The following is a 16,823-nucleotide window of genomic DNA, read 5'->3' as shown; positions in this document are numbered from 1 at the left end:
ACAGAGGTGACTTATGTTTCAACCGGTTATTTTTAGAGAGTACGATATCCGTGGAGTTTACAACGGACAATTCGACGATAATTTCGCATACCTCTTGGGCCGCGCTTACGTTGTCTACATGAAACAAAATAAAGGCCTTACAAATCCAACAGTCGCTTTGGGTTGTGATGCTCGTGAAAGTTCTCCAGCAATTATCAAGAATCTTGCAAAAGGGATGATGGATTCCGGAGCTAAAGTTATTCACTTGGGTCTTGTGACAACCCCAGTTTGTTATTTTTCAACTTTTGAGTTGAAAGGCGTCGATGGCGCGATTCAAGTTACGGGTTCGCACAATCCTCCTGAATACAATGGCTTTAAAATTTCTGTAGGCAAGGGCACAATCTTCGGTGCGGAAATTCAAAAACTTCGCGAGATCATTCAAAAAGGTGAGTACATTGATGGAAAGGGTTCTGAAGAACATTTCGATATCAAGCCTATGTACTACGAGCGCTACAAAAAAGAATTCGGCACCATCAAAAATACGAAAGTCGTTCTTGATTGCGGTAACGGCGCTGGTGGATCCGTAGTTCGCGGACTATTCAACGCTGTTGGTTTAAATCCAACAATTCTATTTGAACAACCAGATGGAACATTCCCGAACCACCATCCAGATCCAACTGTAGAAGAAAACTTGGAAGATCTAAAAAAACAAGTCGCTAAAGAAGGTGCCGTTTGCGGTATCGGCTTTGACGGTGATGCCGATCGTATCGGTGTTGTCGATCACACAGGTCGCATGGTTTACGGTGACGAATTGATGGTAATCATCGCTCGCTCAATCTTAGCTGAACAAAAAGGCGCAAAGATCATCGGCGACGTAAAATGTTCGGATCGCTTGTACCACGATGTTTCTGAGCACGGCGGCCAGCCGATCATGTGGAAGACAGGTCACTCTTTGGTAAAAGAAAAAATCAAAGTAGAAAAAGCTCCATTCGGTGGTGAAATGTCAGGTCACGTTTTCTTCGCAGATCGCAACTACGGTTACGACGATGCTCCTTACGCGGCTTTGCGTTTGGTAGAGATCTTGGCAAAAACTGGAAAAACAATTCCACAATTGCTTGAAGGTTTGCCACCAGCATTCAACACACCAGAAATCCGTATCGACACAACTGAAGAGAAAAAAGTTTTGATCGTAGAAAAAATGATCGAAGCTTTCCCAAACAAGCCAGGCGTCGACTACAAAGTGGACTTCACTGATGGCATCCGCTTGTCTTTCGAAGATGGTTGGGCTTTGTGCCGTTCATCAAACACACAACCTGTTGTCGTCGTTCGCTACGAATCCACAACTCAAGCCGGACTGGACAAAATCCGCAACCGCGTAGAAGCCGTAGTAAACAAATACCTCTAAAAGGTACCTGCTTCCTATCGTTTCAAAAAAGTACCAGGTTAAAAAAGAAAAGCCCGTTCCAAAAGAGCGGGCTTTTTATTTGAGCCTTCACCAGACTCGTCCGTGTTTCACTCCTACCGTGTTAACAGCCCGATTCCCAGTCACCGGTCCTTAGGCTATGCACACGTTGGAGGTTCTTGCTTCAGATACCTAATACTTAAAAATAGTCAGGATCAGAAAAATAATCACAAGGATTACTTTAGTAATCTCAAGAATACGCCGAATACGTAAGTACGTGTTTTTACGCATCGGATACCTCCTGTTTTTATCGGACAGGAGATCCACCAAAAGCGATTCTGGCAAAGGCCTGATTCGCTTTTGCATTTTTCAGACCCTATTTATCGAATCTGAAGTTGTTCTTGATCTAACCCAACAGTGAGTACAGCACCTAGTGAAGAGATCAATGCCATCTCTTCTTCCAGCGCCATGATTCTATCTATTTTCACGTGCACCTGTGATTTGAGATTAAACCCGTAGATATCAAGTTCATCACCGCTGCTTAAGACACCACCGATAAATTTAATCTGTTTTTCTAGCGCGCGATTTTTTGAAAAATAAAAGATTCGTCCTTTTTGAATATGGGGATTTGCCATTAACGAAACGGAAGCTCGATCATCAGCATTCACCACTGTATTGACGTGAGGGCCGATAGCGCTGAACAGTTTTAAATAATTTTTTTCAAGTTCCGCCGAGTGCTCACTTAGGTTTTTGATAACAACAACATCTGCTTGAATTCTAGATATATCACCGAACAAAAGATCTTTCTCTGGAACCACAAGAATATAAGGTTTTTCTTCAGGTAATACTAGTTCAGCGTGCCACTTAAAAGTAGGCACACTCTGTCCAGCATTTTTAAAATGTTTCTGAATATATTCAGCCGTTTTTTCTAAACCATTGACGCCAGTAACAACAATGGAAACCTTGCCATACAAACTCATAATGACTCTCCTCTCATCAGCCTTAAGCGGCTCTGATTTTTTTTCGATGGAGGAAAGGATGGTTTCGATTTGTTTCTTTTGTTCTTTAAGAAGCTCGGCTTCCTGATTGATAAGATCAAGTCGCGTGCGCATTGTGATTTTTAATTTTTCAGAATCAAGTGCATGATCGGACTGTAAAAGACTTTTTATTTCCGCAAGACTAAATCCCAAGTCCTTAAATTCTTTAAGACGTTTTGCCAAAACCAACTGTGTGTCGTCGTAATAGCGATAGCCGTTTTCTCCACGAGTGCGAGACTTAAGCAGTCCCATCTTCTCATAAAGGCGCAAAGCTTTTGCCGAAACACCAACTGCTTTTGAAAATTGTCCGATCGTTAGCCAGTTCTTCATCCTAACCTCTAGATGAATCTCAGGCTTACCCTTGGGTCAAGGTCCACAAAATAAAAAAGGCCAGGAAAAAATCCCAGCCTTTTAATTCTTGTTCGTTCTACCAACCAACTAAGGTTGGCGATAAGGGTCCGAGCGCAAGGCGGAGGGTTTCGGCTGCCACGTAGGCGTACTTTTGTACGCCGGAGAGCAAGTCGAGACCCGACAACGAAGTCGATCGGGTCCTTAGCGACGACCGCGATTAAGCAAGACGAAGAGCGATGATCAACGCGTAGATAACTAGAGATTCGATAAGAGCTAGACCCAAGATCATTGGGATCAATAGTTTACCAGAAGCTGCTGGGTTACGAGCGATACCATCAAGAGCTGTAGAAGCTGTTTTACCTTGAGCCATTGCACCTGCGAATACAGACAATGCGATAGCGATAGCAGCTGCGATAGCAACCAAACCGCGGTCAGTAGCAACAGAAGCAGCAGCTTCAGTAGCAGCTGGAGCAGCTTCTTGTGCGAATGCAGATACAGAAGCCAACAAAGCAACCATAGCAACGATCATTTTTTTCATGTGATTTCTCCTCAATATGAGTGGTTAAGTTTGCTCTCTAGTGATCGTGTGCAATCGCGAATGCCACGTAGACCATTGAAAGCAATGTAAATACAAAAGCCTGAACAAAACATACGAACAATCCCATGATGTAAAATGGGATAGGTACACCAATTGGAACTAGATCCAAGAACACAGACAATACTGTGTGGTCACCCATCATAACGTTCGCAAGACGAAGACCCAAAGAGAACGGACGAACAAAGTGTGAAACTAGTTCGATCACGAACATCAAAGGAGCAAGGAAAAGAACCGGACCCATGAAGTGTTTAAGATAAGCGAACACGCCGTTTTCTTTCACACCTTGGAAGTTATAGAACAAGAACATCAAAACACCGAAACCGAATGTCGTGTTGATGTTTTCAGTTGCAGGAGTCATCCCTGGAATCATCCCGATCAAGTTGTTTAAAAGAATAAAGAAGAAAACAGAAGTGAAGAAAGGAACATAGTGTTTACCGTGTTCACCGATAACCATCTCTGCAAGTCCATCCATCATTTCCGTCAACATTTCCATGATGCCACGAAGAGAAAATTTGCTTGCTGGAAGAACTGCCGTTTCACCTTTACCAAGTGAAGCGCGAGCTGCCATACCGATAGCCATTGTTGCTACTGTAGCGGCACCAAGAGTTGCAACGTGTGCGTACTCGTGACCAACACCAGGAATGAGTTGTGTCCAGTTAAATGACATGGTCTTTTCCCTCTCGTAAGGCTTCTTTCACCGCATACACAAACGCTGAAAGAATAAAACTAGCAACCCCCATTGCGAACCATAAGGTATCGAACCATGGCATGGCTGTTAGCTTAAAGATAATAATCCCTAAAATCGCGTACTTAAATACAATGATACCGATAGACAGGGCAACCAATTTCTTCTGGAAGATAAGGCTCCAGCCCCAACCCAGTAATAAAAAGCTAAGAAAGATGGTTGAGGAGCCCGCTACAAAGGAAAGCGCATGTTGCGGTGCGGAAAAAAGATGCAAAAGCAGGCCGCCAAGAACGATCACGAAGATTTGCGCTATTAAAATAGGTTTCATGGCTTCCTAGGGTTTATCGGAATCTGAATTCTTCTCATCCTCTTTTTGCAGTTTACGAAGAAGCCAGATGACTCTCCATAACCAGCCAATCAAAGCCGCAAAGGTCAAACCGACAAAGATAAGGCCTTTTGTTTGATACTTTTGATCGAGGAATTGCCCTAGGTAAAAACACCCCAAGATCAAACCGACAAGTTCAAAGCCCATGGATGCAAAAATTATATACTTCTTCATTACTTCCTAAAGCCTTTCGCTCCCGGAGCATTTTTCATGCGCTCTTGCATGCGCTTGATTCGAAGTTCGATGTATTCAGGCGGATTGTATTTTTCTTTATGGGCTTCAAGAACGGCAATGGCACTCTTAAAATCCAAATTTTCTTCATAACAAACAGCCAACGTCAGCGCGACGTTTTCTTGAATCGCCTTTTCTGGATATTTTTGAATCAGCTCTTTAAATATCTCTGCCGCTTTTGCGAAGTCTTTGCGCGCGACCAAGATATTTCCTTTTAACATCAAAGCACTAAAGCGAGTGTTCTCGTCGCCTTTCAGTTTTAAGAGTGAATCAATCTCGGACTCAGCTTGAAAAAAATTATTCTGATAGTACTGAGCACGCGCGATGTTCATCTTATATTGAGCCGCTTCGAGATCCGTGTGTGGCATCTGTTGAAGTTTGCTATATTCAATGATCGACTGCTGATAGTTCTGAAGATTATTAAAATAAATCGCAGCTATTTGTTTTTGCGACTCAAGGCGCTCTTTTTCGTCTGTCGAATGCAAAACAATGAAGTGATGATAATCAACGGCTTTATTAAAATCTTTGATCTCAAAAAATGAAATGCGCGCGGCCTCGCGAGCAGCTTCTAAGGGATATTTCGTTGGAGCATTTCTTTTGATGACTCGATCTAAATAGCTCAGGCCAATACGGTAATGTTCCTGAGCTATTTCTTTTTGGGCTTGCTTATAATCCGCCTCCTCTTGGGAAGAGCAGGCGGTGAGGGCCAACACTAAGACAATCAGAAGGCCTCTGACCATCTTAGTGCGTGACTCCTGCTGGAGTCGGCGTTGATTCTTCAGTTGCATCATCTTCTTCAACAACTGCAACACCTGTAACGGTTTCTTCTTTTTCATCGATATTGATCAAGCGAACACCTTGAGTGTTACGTCCTAGAACAGAGATGTCCGTCACTTTCATGCGGATAACTTGTCCTTTATCAGTGGAAAGAATAAGTTCCATTTTTTCCGAAACTTTCTTCGTACCGATAACAACGCCCACTTTTTCTGTCGTTTTCTGAGTGATAATACCTACACCACCACGAGATTGGATGCGGTATTCGCCTGTTTCAGAGCGTTTACCGTAACCTTTTGATGTCACCATCAAAATCGTGTCTTTCGTGTTCTTTTCTAGCACTTCCATAGCAACGACGATGTCGTCTTTAGCTAACGTGATTGCTTTTACGCCACGAGCAGTACGACCCATTTCACGTACGTCAGCTTCATTGAAGCGGATCGACATACCTTCTTTAGTCGCGATGAAGATATCACTTTGACCATCAGAGATCTTAACGTCGATAACTCCGTCTTCAAGATCCGTCGTCAATGCGATAATACCGGCTGCTCTTGGATTCGCGAAAGAATCCAAAGATGTTTTCTTAATCACACCTTTTTCAGTCAACATAACAACGTATTTGTTTTCGCTGAATTCATCCACTGGAAGAATCGCACGAACACTTTCACCACTTGCTAGCTGAACGACGTTCGCCAAAGATTTACCTTTCGAAGTGCGGCTTCCTAGTGGAAGTTTATGCACTTTACACCAGTAAACTTTACCCTTGTCCGTGAAGACAAGAAGCATAGTCTTAGTCGAAGCAGAGAATAGATCTGTTACGTAGTCTTCTTCTTTCGTTTCCATGCCTTTTAAGCCTTTACCACCACGTTTTTGCACGCGGTATTCAGCTGTTGGCATACGTTTGATAAGACCCGTGTTCGTAACAGTCACAACCATGTCTTCGTCCGCGATCAAATCTTCATCCTCGATATCATCAAGGTTTCCTTGGATTTGAGTGCGACGAGGGTCAGCGTAACGTTTTTTGATGTCTTCTAGTTCGCCCACGATGATTTTGTAAATTTCGCGAACATCGGCAAGAACGAATTTCAACCAGTCGATTTGTTTCATCAACTCGTCAAGTTCTTGGATGATTTTATCACGTTCTAGGCCTGTTAAACGTTGCAAACGCATTTCTAGAATCGCGACTGCTTGACGTTCAGAGAATTCAAACTTCGCCATCAAGGCTTCACGAGCCGTCGTCGCTTCCTTAGAAGCACGGATCGTTTTGATCACTTCTTCAATGTGATCCAAGGCTTTTTTCAAACCTTCCAAGATGTGAGCGCGCTCTTGGGCTTTTTTAAGTTCGAAGATACAACGTTTCGTAACAACGTCACGACGGTGATCAACGAATGCTTCAAGCATACCTTTTAGATCGAAAGTGACCGGTTGGTTTTTCGCATCCAAAGCCAGCATGATGATGCCCAGGCTGATTTGCATTTGCGTGTATTTGTATAGACGATTCAAGATAACGCTGGCGTTTTCACCGCGTTTCAATTGAATCACAATACGCATACCTTCACGAGATGACTCGTCGCGGATATCAGAGATACCTTCGATTTGTTTGTCGCGAACAAGGTCCGCAATGCTTTCGATCAATTTTGCTTTATTAACTTGGTAAGGGATCTCAGTAACGATGATCTCTTCACGGTCTTTGCCCGGTACGATTTCCGCAACGGCTTTCAATGTGATGATACCACGGCCTTTTTTATAGGCTTGCAAGATACCTTCACGACCGGCAATCACACCGTAAGATGGGAAGTCTGGGCCCTTGATGTGAACCATCAAGTCTTCAAGTGTACAGTCCGGCTTATTGATAAGTTCAATACAACCATCAATGACTTCGCCCAAGTTGTGCGGAGGAATATTTGTCGCCATACCAACGGCGATACCTGAAGAACCATTCACCAAAAGATTCGGGAACTTCGCCGGTAGAACTAGAGGAATCTGCAAAGAGTCGTCGTAGTTCGGTCCGAACGGAATAGTTTCTTTATCGATATCTTGCAAAAGTTCTTCTGCAAGATGAGTCATACGGATCTCAGTGTAACGCATAGCTGCCGCGCTATCGCCGTCGATAGAACCGAAGTTTCCTTGTCCATCCTCAAGTGGATATCTCAAAGAGAAATCCTGGGCCATACGAACCATAGTTTCGTAAACCGCAGAGTCACCGTGAGGATGGTATTTACCGATTACGTCCCCGACAACACGGGCAGACTTCAAGTAAGGTCTGCCAGGTCGGTTGTTCATTTCACTTTGTGCAAACAAGACACGGCGGTGAACTGGTTTTAAACCGTCGCGAACATCGGGTAGGGCACGACCCACGATAACAGACATCGAGTACTGAAGGTAGGCATCACGCATTTCCTTACTGACATCGACGCGGGTTACGCCTTTTTCTTCATTATTATTTTCCATAACTTCACCAACTTAAAAAACTAAAATTAAACGTCCAAACTACGAGCAAGAAGGGCATTGTCATGGATGAACTGACGACGCGGTTCAACCATTTCACCCATCAAGATTGAGAATGTCTCATCCGCTGCAACAGCATCATCAATGTTTACTTGAAGAAGAGTGCGGTTTTCCTTATTCAGTGTAGTTTCCCACAACTGCTCCGGATTCATCTCGCCCAATCCTTTGTAACGTTGGATGTACATTCCTTTTTTCGTAGATTCCATTACGTGAGAATAGAATTCGTTGTAGTTATCGAACTCAATTTCAGTTTCACCTTCCATGATTGTCATCGGAAGAGTGCTCACACCTTGGATATCATTCCAGATTTTACGAAGCTCGATAATTTCGGAAGAACGCAAGCTTTCAAGGCTGAATTTTGTCGTCATACGATCCGCGTAACGAACAGTGTAGATGTCAGCATAAGGTTTTCCTGTAGCTTCATCTGTTTTAACTTCGCCTTTGTACTCTGTGATACCCAGTTTTTGATTTCCTTTAATCCAATCACCCAAATCGTTCAAAGAAGTTTGGATTTTACCAGCGTCGGCGAAAGTTTTTTCGAAATCGCCTACCTTGCTTAACAAGAAATACAAAACATCTTTGTCGTACTTTTTTGAAGATACACGAAGAAGGTCATTGAATCTTTGAATGTTCAAAATCAATTGACGAAGATCGGCTTCTTTCAAGCTTTCTTTTCCTTTGATTTTGAAAGCATTCAAACCAGAGCTTAAAAGGAACTCGGTTAATGCTGCTTCGTTTTTCAAATAAGTTTCTTCTTTACCTTTTTTCGCACGGTAAAGTGGTGGTTGAGCGATGTAAACATAACCGCGCTCTAGAACCTCCGGCATTTGACGATAGAAGAATGTCAAAAGCAGAGTCATGATGTGCGATCCGTCGACGTCGGCATCGGTCATGATAATGATTTTGTGATAGCGGATTTTATCCACGTTCACGTTGTCTTTACCGATACCAGTTCCCAACGCAGAGATAATAACTTTGATCTCTTCAGAAGAAATAATTTTATCAAAACGCGCTTTTTCGACGTTTAGGATTTTACCTTTCAAAGGCAGAATCGCTTGAGTACGACGATCACGTCCTTGTTTCGCAGATCCACCGGCAGAATCTCCCTCCACCAGGTATAATTCGCAAAGTGCGGGGTCACGTTCTTGGCAGTCCGCCATCTTACCCGGCAAAGATCCACCATCCAGTGCTGTCTTACGACGAGTCAAATCACGAGCTTTACGAGCGGCTTCACGAGCACGCGCCGATTCCACACACTTAGAAATAATATTCTTAGCCACGGCAGGATTACGATCCATCCAGTCCGCAAGTTTTTCATTCACTAAGGCTTCAACGATACCTTTAACTTCGGTGTTCCCAAGTTTCGTTTTCGTTTGTCCTTCAAACTGAGGCTCACGAACCTTTACTGAAATCACGGCTGCCAAACCTTCGCGGATGTCTTCACCCTCAAGGTTTGCTTTCAAATCTTTCAGAAGGTTTTTTTCCGTCGCGTACGCATTCGTTGTACGAGTCAAAGCCGCACGGAAACCAACTAAGTGAGTACCACCTTCGTGAGTATTGATGTTGTTACAGTACGTGAAGATAGATTCCGAATAAGAATCATTCCACTGCAAAGCGATTTCTACGTCGACATTGTCTTTTTCACCTTTGAAGTAAACGACTTCATTGTGAAGAGATTTTTTAGATTGATTCATGTACTGAACGAATTCAGCAACACCGTTTGCATATTGGAAATCTTGTTTCTTTCCTGATCTTTCGTCTTTCAAAGAAATATGAAGACCCGCATTCAAGAATGCAAGTTCACGAAAACGATTTGCAAGTGTAGCGAAATCATAGATGACAGTTTCATCTTTGAAAATTTGACGGTCCGGTTTGAACGTCACTGTCGTTCCAGTTTTATTCGAAGCTTCACCTTGAGCTACTGGCGCGACGATGCGGCCACGCTCATAGTTTTGTCTCCATACGAAACCTTCACGATGAACTTCGACAGAAACACGGTCAGAAAGTGCATTCACAACAGAAGCACCCACGCCATGTAGACCACCGGAAACTTTATAACCACCACCGTCGAATTTACCGCCGGCATGAAGAACGGTCATAACGATTTCAAGAGCAGATTTACCATTTTTGTGTGCGCCTACGGGAATACCGCGGCCATCATCTTGAACTGAAACCGATTCATCGGCATTGATTGTGACGTAGATGTGTTTGCAATGTCCTGCAAGATGTTCGTCTACCGAGTTATCCACAATCTCATACACAAGATGGTGATAACCTTTGAAACCGGTATCACCGATATACATCCCTGGACGTTTACGAACGGCTTCAAGTCCTTCAAGAACCTGAATCGAGTCGGCGGAATATGTTTTTTGTTCTTCGACTGACACTGTGTACCCCTCACTGACTGCATACACCCTGGAAAACCAGAGTGAAGTTATTCATCGAGGATGTGACCATCCTTGATGCGCAAAACGGAAAGCTGATCGAGGCTGAAAGATTCAGGCAATGTGAAATCTGTCGTCGTCACAAAAATCTGCGTATTGATCTCGTGTAAGAACGTAATCAGTGCATCTCTTTTGGCTTTATCGAGTTCAGATAAAACATCGTCTAACATCAAAACCGGATAGGTTCCGTGAGCCTTCCTATGATACACAATTTGGGCCATTTTGAAAGACAATATGATGGCTCTTTGCTGCCCTTGGCTACAATAAAATCTTGAGTCTTTTTGCCCATATAGGAACACAATATCGTGCTTGTGAGGGCCTACCAGACTGGTTCCAGATGAGAGCTCCGCATCATGCAGTTCATTCATCCTTTTTTGCAGCGCAAATTGGACTTCTTCTCGGGTAAAACCCACCGCATTTTGATCCGAAATCAGGTATTCCACCGAGATATCCACAGCGTCATTTTTAGAAATGTACTGCATGGCATTATTAAAATCTTTCGAAAGACCCGCTAGAGCATTGATCCGGGCGTGGCTTAAATCGGCCGCTAAACGCAAGAATTGGGGGTTTAGAGCGTCCAAAAGGTTCTCCGTGACCGTTTTGTCGTTCAAACCCTCCAAATAGTTTTTAAGGATCTTATTGCGCGTTTTCAAAGCTTTGCGATATTCCGCGATCAAATCCGCATTTCTTCGTTCAAAGGTGATGAGTAATTCATCTACAAGTTCACGGCGATAATCCGCACCTTCCTTGATCGATGCTAAACTTTCGGGACTGAACACGACACTAGCAAAAATCTTGCGCACGTCAGTGGAAGACACTTTCTTATCGTTCAAAGTTAGTACTTTGCGACTTTTGCTTAATCCAAGTTTGAGTTTGTAGTGGAGATCATTTTGAGTAATCAGCGCTTGGATCAAAGCCTCTTGGTTATTCGAGTTGATCAAGGTGCGATTATCACTGTAGCGAAAAGAGTCTCCTTGAGAAATCAGGTACATGGCCTCAAGAAGATTTGTTTTACCTTGCCCATTTTCACCGACAAATACATTCACACGCGGAGAAAATGGAACTACTACGTCCCGGTAATTACGAAAATTAACAAGACGTAGCTTTTCAAAAATCATCAGATTCTCATAGGCATCACAACGCAAGTGTAAGACGTGTCGTTGTGAGGACGGATCAATCCAGGAGAAAGATGATCGTTCAATTCGAAATCAATTTTGTCTTGGCTCATACTCGTCAAGATGTCAGTCACATACTTCGCGTTGAAACCAATTTTAATTTCTCCGCCTGCGTATTCAACTTCGATCTCTTCTTTCGCGTCACCAAGCTCTGGGTTGTTCGAAGAAATTTCCATACGGCCGTTAGAAAGATTTAACAGCACCGCTTTGGATTTTACGTTCGCTAAAAGTGATACACGCTTCAATGAAGTTAAGAATGCTTCACGGTGGATCATTACTTTTTGCGGAAGTTTCTGTGGAATAAATTGTTGATAATTCGGGTACTTTCCTTCGATCAAACGGATCATCAAGATTGTTGATGAATGTTTCAACACGAATTGAGAACCTTCGATTGCGATTTCCACATTTCCATCAATGCCTTCCAAAATCTTTTTGATTTCGTGAAGACCTTTACGAGGAATGATAACACCTTGAGTAGCGGCCACTTTCACTTCAGAAAGCGGTTTGTTCACTAGACTCATACGGTGACCATCCGTCGCCACCATCTTAAATCCACCTTGAGGTGAAAGTTCAAAGAACACACCGTTCAGGTGGTAACGAGTTTCATCATTGGAAACAGAGTAGATTGTTTTATCAATCATCTCTTTCAGAACACCGGCATTGATGCTGATAAAACCTTGAGAGTTGTATGTTGGGAAGATCGGATATTCTTCAGCAGAGATACCGACGATTTTTGAAGTGTACTTCCCTTGCTTGATTTCCAACCAGTTGTTTTCTTTTTTGATTAAAGTGATTGGGCCTTCAGAAAGTTCTTTTGCGATTTCGAAAAGACTTTTTGCAGAGACCGCCACTTTTCCCGGTTGATGTACTTGAACCTTTGTTTGGTCTGTCAGGCTGACTTCCAAATCTGTTGCAAAAACTTTTAAAGCATTTTGATCAGCTTCCAAAAGGACGTTGATGAGAATGGGCATTGTGTTGCGCTTCTCAACAATGTTCTGTGTCTTTCCGATAAGGCTTAATAAATCTCTTTTATCAATTTCAAGTTTCATACAACCTCTTGAGCCCTCTTATTAACTATTACTATTAATATAAATAACTAGTAGTAGTAGTAGGGGCGTGGAAAACCTAACAAATCCCCTAAACCCATGTAAACACTAAAAAACACTTGTGGATAAAGACTCTGCATAAATCGTCTTAAACTTGGTTGATTTTGGGGGTAACTCGGATCCACATTTTAAGCCCCAAATTTTTCCTCAACCTTATCCACAGTCCACATTCACACGCCTGTGATATTGTGGATTCTCTGTTCTAAATCTTCGATATCTTTGGAAATATCTTGATCCGTGGATTGTAGATTCTTGACGCGTTCTAGAGCATTCATCACAGTTGTGTGATCTTTTCCGCCAAAAGCCTTCCCGATATCCACTAAAGATTTATCCAAGAACTTCTTAATCAAATACATCGCAATTTGACGTGGAACGACAATTGGCTTGGCGCGAGTAGAGGATTTAAGATCCAAAACGCGCACTTTATAATGGTCTGCTACAAGCTTCATGATCTCTTCAACAGAGATCGTGGATTGCGTTTCATGGTGCGAAAGAATGCGTTTAACAAGCTCGTGATCGATCGGAAGGCCTTGCAGTTCAGAGAACATTTTGACCTTCTTAAGATTACCTTCAAGCTCTCTGATCGAACGTTTTGAGATTCTTGCGATATAATTCACAACATCTTCAGGTAAACGAACGTTAAATTTTTCGGCTTTATAACGCAGGATCGCGATACGAGTCTCTAAATCCGGCATAGTGATATCTGCAATCAAACCGCGTTCTAGGCGAGTGCGACTGCGGTCTTCTAAACCATGGATATCTTTCGGCATACGATCGCTGGCTAAGATGACTTGCTTACGACTGTCGATAAAGCTGTTGATAGTGTGGAAAAATTCTTCTTGAACCGCTTCACCGCGTGCGATGAACTGCACGTCATCCACTAAAAGAATGTCTGAGTTCTCGCGATATTTTTGGCGGAACTTATCCATTTCGTGGCGACGAATCGCCGAAATACACTCATTCATAAAGCGTTCAGCCGAAATATAGGTAATTCTAAGTTGCGGATATTGCTCGCGAATATGGTTTCCAGCGGCATGAAGTAAGTGCGTTTTACCCATTCCAACCGGTCCATATATATAGAGAGGGTTGTAATCGTCGGCCCCAGGGTTGCGGGCGACATTGAAGCAAGCTGCATGCGCGAACTCGGAATTTTTTCCCACAACGAATGTGGAGAAGGTAAGCTCTTGGTTAAGAGTATCCTGCCCAGACCTTGGTTGAGTAATCTGGATATTCTGAGCACGAGCTAATTGCGCCTGAAGGATTTCTGTACCACCCATAACTTCATCAGGGATATGAGAAGTCTCAATATGAGCATTTACTTTGTTCCCCGTAATACTAAACTCAACCTCAAAAGGCTTCCCGTAAGTATCCGAAATCTCAGTGTAAATTTTATCTTGAAGATTTTCGATCACAAAATACTGATGTAAAGCATTTGGGACCCCAAGTATTATTCTTGGTCGTTCTTGAGTACCCGCGGTATTCACGTATTCAATAGGGTCCAGCCAGGTATCCAATAACTTATTGTTATCGTTCCGGCTTTTCATCTTTGATTTGATTAGTGTCCAAAAAGACGAGTTTAACTCCACGCGATTCCCCTCAAGCAGGGCAGGTCTTAACAAGGGGAGCTGAAGTTTTCAACAGTTGACCTTATTGCCGCAACGTGCTTTATTAGTGCCCCACGTATCTAGTTGTGAACAACTTTGTGGCATACATATATAGATGTAACTGACGTCATTTAGCGTCGTAATTTTCTGTCCGGGGAGAAGAGTAATGAAACGTACATACCAACCATCAAATAAACGTCGTAAAACTACACACGGTTTCCGCGCTCGTATGGCTACAAAAGCTGGCCAAGAAGTTCTTAATCGTCGTCGCGCTAAAGGAAGAAAGCGTTTGACGGTTTCTACAGGTGGAAAATAGTTCTCCACTAGTTATTAAGCGAAGTTCTGATTTTCTCTCTCTAAAACAAACGGGAAAAAGATACTGGCCTACTAAATGGTTACTTCTGAATTATCAGAAGAACTCAGTAGGTCAGTTGCGTTTCGGAGTTACTGCTAGTCGTAAAATCGGCTCGGCTGTTGTTCGAAATAAATTGAAACGTTGGTCACGGGAATATTTCAGGGCTTCACTTGTGGCGGGAAAACCTATTGAAGCCGACATCAACATCATCTTTAAACCTATTGATACAAACTTTTATAAAGGCCTCCCACACGAGGAATTTGTCAAAGCTTTGGATCGCGGTTTGGAAGTCCTTCGAAAAAATATCTAAGGCAGCGCTTTGGTTATTGATCGGGGCTTATCGAACATTAGGGACTACTCATTTGGGTGGTTCTTGTCGCTTTGAACCCAGTTGTTCCGCCTACGCATTAGAGGCCATTCAAACTCATCATACTCATAAAGCTCTTTGGTTAATCACAAAGAGAGTATGTAAATGTCGTCCGGGCGGGCCTTATGGGTACGATCCGGTTCCTCAAAAAGGAAGTATCCATGCAACAAAAGAATGACAACCCCTCCTTTGACCCCAAAACACTTATTGCCGTAGCTGCTGTCGCTATTGTTTACTTCGGTTGGCAGACATATCTTGGTAAAAAATATCCCGGCTATAACCAACCAAAAACTGAGCAAACTGAAGCTCAGAAAACAGAATCAAATGCGACTCCTGCAGCTACTGCCACTCCAGGTAGCGCCATCGAAACTAAATCTGAAGTCGTAGCCGCACCTGAAGCTCAAGAACAGATCTTCAATTTCAAAACTGATAAAGTCTCTTTCGCTCTGACTAATCATGGGATGGGCCTTAAGAACTTCACAGTGAATAACTACCAGGATAAAGAAAAGAACAACATCAAGATTGGTCAATCTGACAAACTTGCGATGTTCGAAATGCGTTGGGCAGGGGATGAAAAACCTGTGACTTTCAACGTAGTTGAAGAAGCTCCTGGTCACTATGTTGGAACTGCGGCGGTCGGTTCAACAACAGTGAAAAGAGAATTAAAATTCAATCCAGAAAATTCATCTTTCACAAATACAATCACTGTTTCAAATCCAACTGAAGACTTTAAAAAGGGCTTCTCACTATTGATTCCTGAAACAGTTCACGTGAAAGGTTCTTCTTCATTCTTCTTCCCATCATATGAGCACCAAGATTTCTTCATCGTTCATTCTGGTGGGACTCATGAGACGGTGAACTTCAGCAACGCAAAAGAAAACGTTGTTCAGCAGTTCCAATCTACTTCTATCTTGTCAGTAAGCTCTCAATACTTTGCAGCAGCGATTCTTGATAAATCAGAAATCATCCCTGAGGTGAAAGTTTCTTCTGAAGTAGCAAATAAATCGGCGTTGGCTGAACTGGTTTATAAGCCGGTACAATTGAAATCTGAGATGAATTTCTCTGAAATTTTCTATGCGGGCCCTAAATCAATCGACGCTTTAAAAGCTGTAGATCCTGAGCTTGCACAGATTATTGATTTCGGTTTCTTTGGTTTTATCGCGCGCCCTCTTCTTTATGTGATGAAGGCTTTCCACTCAATGGTGGGTAACTGGGGTTTTGCGATCATTCTTCTGACGCTTTTGGTTCGTCTGTGTGTTCTTCCTTTCAACATCATGTCTTTCAAATCCATGAAGGCGATGCAAAAGGTTCAACCTATTATCCAAAACCTTCGTGAAAAGTATAAAGACGATCCAATGCGTTTGAATACAGAGATGATGGCCGTGATGAAACAAAACGGCGCGAACCCACTTGGTGGCTGTTTGCCCATGCTTTTACAAATTCCGGTTTTCTTCGCTCTATATCGTGTTATCGGTTCAAGTATTGAGCTTTATAACTCTCCGTTTGTACTATGGATCCACGATCTAAGTGCGCATGATCCATTCTATGTGTTGCCGGTATTGATGTCCGTGTTCATGTTCATTCAACAAAAGATCACGCCATCAACAATGGATCCGATGCAGGCAAAAATCATGTTGTTCTTGCCGGTGGTATTCTCGTTGTTCATGTTGCAGCTTCCAAGTGGTTTGACTCTTTATATGGTTGTTTCCACTTTGTTCGGTATCATTCAGCAATGGTTGATCATGCGTGATAAGTCGCCAGCTCCTGCACCTGCAGTTGTTGCCAAGGCGAAGAAGTAAGAGCTTTTTAAAGCTCCGTTTGA

General features: G+C 42.9%; 16 protein-coding genes. 5 read left to right on the top strand and 11 right to left on the bottom strand.

Features of this window, described 5'->3' with window-relative positions; all coding sequences use genetic code 11:
- Positions 1-13: 13 nt before the first annotated feature.
- A complete protein-coding gene (locus AZI87_RS07100) occupies positions 14-1,384 on the top strand; it encodes a phosphomannomutase/phosphoglucomutase (RefSeq protein ID WP_063205781.1) in 1,371 nt (456 codons plus the stop codon).
- A gap of 377 nt (positions 1,385-1,761) precedes the next feature.
- On the opposite strand, the gene AZI87_RS07095 is transcribed toward AZI87_RS07100, so the two are convergent.
- The 11 genes from AZI87_RS07095 to dnaA all read right to left on the bottom strand — a co-directional run bounded on the left by AZI87_RS07095 (position 1,762) and on the right by dnaA (position 14,261).
- The gene (locus AZI87_RS07095; RefSeq protein ID WP_063205779.1) at positions 1,762-2,748 is read right to left on the bottom strand and encodes a MerR family transcriptional regulator; all 987 of its coding nucleotides are present in this window, start codon (positions 2,746-2,748) and stop codon (positions 1,762-1,764) included.
- Between the two features lie 238 nt (positions 2,749-2,986).
- The gene (locus tag AZI87_RS07090; protein WP_041875746.1) at positions 2,987-3,307 is read right to left on the bottom strand and encodes an ATP synthase F0 subunit C; all 321 of its coding nucleotides are present in this window, start codon (positions 3,305-3,307) and stop codon (positions 2,987-2,989) included.
- A gap of 37 nt (positions 3,308-3,344) precedes the next feature.
- On the bottom strand, positions 3,345-4,034 hold the full coding sequence (gene atpB, locus AZI87_RS07085) for a F0F1 ATP synthase subunit A (RefSeq protein ID WP_041875744.1): 690 nt from the start codon (positions 4,032-4,034) through the stop codon (positions 3,345-3,347).
- Positions 4,024-4,380, bottom strand: coding sequence for a hypothetical protein (locus AZI87_RS07080; RefSeq protein WP_063205777.1), 357 nt, complete (start codon positions 4,378-4,380; stop codon positions 4,024-4,026). The genes atpB and AZI87_RS07080 overlap by 11 nt, the downstream gene beginning before the upstream one ends.
- A 6-nt stretch (positions 4,381-4,386) precedes the next feature.
- The gene (locus tag AZI87_RS07075; protein WP_063205775.1) at positions 4,387-4,611 is read right to left on the bottom strand and encodes an AtpZ/AtpI family protein; all 225 of its coding nucleotides are present in this window, start codon (positions 4,609-4,611) and stop codon (positions 4,387-4,389) included.
- The gene (locus AZI87_RS07070) at positions 4,611-5,408 is read right to left on the bottom strand and encodes a tetratricopeptide repeat protein (protein WP_063205773.1); all 798 of its coding nucleotides are present in this window, start codon (positions 5,406-5,408) and stop codon (positions 4,611-4,613) included. The genes AZI87_RS07075 and AZI87_RS07070 overlap by 1 nt, the downstream gene beginning before the upstream one ends.
- 1 nt (position 5,409) lies before the next feature.
- Positions 5,410-7,893 (bottom strand): DNA gyrase subunit A, encoded by a 2,484-nt coding sequence (gene gyrA, locus AZI87_RS07065; protein WP_063205771.1) that lies wholly within the window; start codon positions 7,891-7,893, stop codon positions 5,410-5,412.
- A gap of 26 nt (positions 7,894-7,919) precedes the next feature.
- Positions 7,920-10,337 (bottom strand): DNA topoisomerase (ATP-hydrolyzing) subunit B, encoded by a 2,418-nt coding sequence (gyrB, locus tag AZI87_RS07060; protein WP_063205769.1) that lies wholly within the window; start codon positions 10,335-10,337, stop codon positions 7,920-7,922.
- A 47-nt stretch (positions 10,338-10,384) separates the two neighbouring features.
- Positions 10,385-11,512, bottom strand: a complete 1,128-nt coding sequence (gene recF, locus AZI87_RS07055; RefSeq protein ID WP_063205767.1) for a DNA replication/repair protein RecF — start codon at positions 11,510-11,512, stop codon at positions 10,385-10,387.
- Entirely contained in the window at positions 11,512-12,618 is a 1,107-nt protein-coding gene (gene dnaN, locus AZI87_RS07050; RefSeq protein WP_063205765.1) for a DNA polymerase III subunit beta, read from the bottom strand. The genes recF and dnaN overlap by 1 nt, the downstream gene beginning before the upstream one ends.
- Before the next feature lie 227 nt (positions 12,619-12,845).
- A complete protein-coding gene (gene dnaA / locus AZI87_RS07045; RefSeq protein WP_063205763.1) occupies positions 12,846-14,261 on the bottom strand; it encodes a chromosomal replication initiator protein DnaA in 1,416 nt (471 codons plus the stop codon).
- A gap of 184 nt (positions 14,262-14,445) precedes the next feature.
- Between dnaA and rpmH the strand changes: the two genes are divergently transcribed.
- Genes rpmH through yidC form a run of 4 tightly spaced genes read left to right on the top strand, consistent with a single transcriptional unit; the run spans position 14,446 to position 16,800 of the window.
- On the top strand, positions 14,446-14,595 hold the full coding sequence (gene rpmH / locus AZI87_RS07040; RefSeq protein ID WP_011166211.1) for a 50S ribosomal protein L34: 150 nt from the start codon (positions 14,446-14,448) through the stop codon (positions 14,593-14,595).
- Positions 14,585-14,944, top strand: coding sequence for a ribonuclease P protein component (gene rnpA / locus AZI87_RS07035; RefSeq protein WP_063205761.1), 360 nt, complete (start codon positions 14,585-14,587; stop codon positions 14,942-14,944). The genes rpmH and rnpA overlap by 11 nt, the downstream gene beginning before the upstream one ends.
- Positions 14,856-15,179, top strand: a complete 324-nt coding sequence (yidD, locus tag AZI87_RS18425; protein WP_367613501.1) for a membrane protein insertion efficiency factor YidD — start codon at positions 14,856-14,858, stop codon at positions 15,177-15,179. The genes rnpA and yidD overlap by 89 nt, the downstream gene beginning before the upstream one ends.
- On the top strand, positions 15,163-16,800 hold the full coding sequence (yidC, locus tag AZI87_RS07030) for a membrane protein insertase YidC (protein ID WP_063205759.1): 1,638 nt from the start codon (positions 15,163-15,165) through the stop codon (positions 16,798-16,800). The genes yidD and yidC overlap by 17 nt, the downstream gene beginning before the upstream one ends.
- Positions 16,801-16,823: the final 23 nt, after the last annotated feature.

Source organism: Bdellovibrio bacteriovorus, from assembly GCF_001592745.1.
GTDB lineage: Bacteria > Bdellovibrionota > Bdellovibrionia > Bdellovibrionales > Bdellovibrionaceae > Bdellovibrio > Bdellovibrio bacteriovorus_B.
Note: the sequence above shows the minus strand (reverse complement) of the source record. Positions and strands in the feature narration are given on the sequence as shown.

Excerpts from the sequence above, each read along its gene's own strand:
- AZI87_RS07075 (WP_063205775.1), bottom strand. The coding sequence starts at position 4,611 with ATGAAGAAGTATATAATTTTTGCATCCATGGGCTTTGAACTTGTCGGT.
- recF (WP_063205767.1), bottom strand. The coding sequence starts at position 11,512 with ATGATTTTTGAAAAGCTACGTCTTGTTAATTTTCGTAATTACCGGGAC.
- AZI87_RS07090 (WP_041875746.1), bottom strand. The coding sequence starts at position 3,307 with ATGAAAAAAATGATCGTTGCTATGGTTGCTTTGTTGGCTTCTGTATCT.
- yidC (WP_063205759.1), top strand. The coding sequence starts at position 15,163 with ATGCAACAAAAGAATGACAACCCCTCCTTTGACCCCAAAACACTTATT.
- AZI87_RS07070 (WP_063205773.1), bottom strand. The coding sequence starts at position 5,408 with ATGGTCAGAGGCCTTCTGATTGTCTTAGTGTTGGCCCTCACCGCCTGC.
- dnaN (WP_063205765.1), bottom strand. The coding sequence starts at position 12,618 with ATGAAACTTGAAATTGATAAAAGAGATTTATTAAGCCTTATCGGAAAG.
- AZI87_RS07095 (WP_063205779.1), bottom strand. The coding sequence starts at position 2,748 with ATGAAGAACTGGCTAACGATCGGACAATTTTCAAAAGCAGTTGGTGTT.
- gyrA (WP_063205771.1), bottom strand. The coding sequence starts at position 7,893 with ATGGAAAATAATAATGAAGAAAAAGGCGTAACCCGCGTCGATGTCAGT.
- AZI87_RS07080 (WP_063205777.1), bottom strand. The coding sequence starts at position 4,380 with ATGAAACCTATTTTAATAGCGCAAATCTTCGTGATCGTTCTTGGCGGC.
- AZI87_RS07100 (WP_063205781.1), top strand. The coding sequence starts at position 14 with ATGTTTCAACCGGTTATTTTTAGAGAGTACGATATCCGTGGAGTTTAC.
- rpmH (WP_011166211.1), top strand. The coding sequence starts at position 14,446 with ATGAAACGTACATACCAACCATCAAATAAACGTCGTAAAACTACACAC.
- atpB (WP_041875744.1), bottom strand. The coding sequence starts at position 4,034 with ATGTCATTTAACTGGACACAACTCATTCCTGGTGTTGGTCACGAGTAC.